This is a genomic window from Pseudomonas sp. NPDC087615 (assembly GCF_044743445.1).
In the GTDB taxonomy this organism is placed as follows: Bacteria; Pseudomonadota; Gammaproteobacteria; order Pseudomonadales; family Pseudomonadaceae; genus Aquipseudomonas; species Aquipseudomonas baetica_A.
This window is the reverse complement of the sequence record NZ_JBIUWM010000146.1, coordinates 1-1322: the sequence shown is the minus strand read 5'-3', so window position 1 is coordinate 1322 and position 1322 is coordinate 1. Positions and strand designations below refer to the sequence as shown.

Genomic DNA, 1322 nt, shown 5'->3' with positions numbered 1-1322 from the left:
GTGGACTTGCCCCTACCAAACCGGACACCAACTCCCCGTTAAATTGATGCTGCCGCTAAGCGCCTGAACTCCCTCGGAGAGCGATAGTTCAAGGCGCTGTGTGGATGCTGCTCGTTGTAGTGCTCGAAGGCAATTGCCAAGTTACGCAACGCCGTTTCTCGATCCGGCTTGGGCATGTGCGCCACGTAATCTCGCTTAATCGTCTTCACGAAGCTCTCGGCCATGCCGTTGCTCTGCGGGCTGCGTACCGGGGTGGTCACCGGCTGTAAGCCGATCTGTAGAGCAAACAAGCGTGTCTGTCCGGCGGTGTACGCCGATCCGTTGTCGCTTAGCCATTGCACCGGCGTGGCGGGCAGTTGATCACCAAAACGCTTCTCCACGCTTTCCAGCATCAAGTCGCGAATATCATCACCGCTGTACCCGGTCGGGCTGGCGACCCAGCCGATAATTTCGCGATCACAGCAATCGAGAGCGAAGGTCACGCTCAGTTTGGCGCCGTCCTCGCAGCGGAACTCAAAGCCGTCCGAGCACCAACGCGTATCGCTGGTTTGCACCGCAATACGGCCTTCGTGCCGACGCGGCACGCCGGGTTGTTTGATCCGGCGTTCAAGCAAAAGGTTGTGGTCACGCATCACCCGGTAAACCCGTTTCACGTTGATCGCTGGCAGCGAGCGCTTTTCACGTGCTCGACGCAGCAGTCCCCAGACGCGACGGTATCCATAGCTGGGCAGTTCGCTGACCTCTTGCTGAATTTCAGCGACCAGCTCTACATCGTTCACAGGCCGGCTTCGCCGCGCTTTGGGCGATACTGATTGCTTGATTCGAACCGTTAATTGCGAGCGCGCTACACCGAGACATTTACTGACCAGCTTCACTGGTCGTCCCCCGGCAACAAGGGTGAGTGCGCAATCCATTTTCGCGACCGGGCGATCTCCACGGCCTCTTTGAGGATTTCGGCTTCCATCGTTTTCTTGCCCAGCATCCGTTGCAGTTCACGGATCTGCTTGAGCGCATCGCTCAGCTCGGAGGCCGGCACCACGGCTTCGCCTGCACTGACCGCCGACAGGCTGCCGTCCTGATACAGCTTGCGCCACAGGAATAACTGGTTGGCATTGATGCCGTTGCGTCGAGCGACCACCGACACACTTTGTCCTGGCTCAAGGCTCTCGCGAACCATGGCCAGCTTTTGCTCTGGGCTCCAGCGGCGCCGCCGCTCCTGACCCAAAAGCTCCCCACTCTTGTCGTTGCTATTAGTCATAAACATAACCGTTTGCCTATCCCTTATCGTAAGGGGGAAACGGTGTCCTGTCTTTCATGGGGCT

At 58.4% G+C, this 1322-nt stretch carries 1 protein-coding gene; it reads right to left on the bottom strand.

The window, feature by feature from the left end:
* Window positions 1-38: 38 nt before the first annotated feature.
* Window positions 39-1258, bottom strand: a protein-coding gene (locus ACIOU6_RS28000; protein ID WP_401139995.1) for an IS3 family transposase whose coding sequence is annotated in 2 segments (ribosomal slippage) — window positions 39-913 and window positions 913-1258 — 1221 coding nt in all. Because the reading frame shifts where the segments join, the coding sequence is not laid out codon by codon here.
* Window positions 1259-1322: the final 64 nt, after the last annotated feature.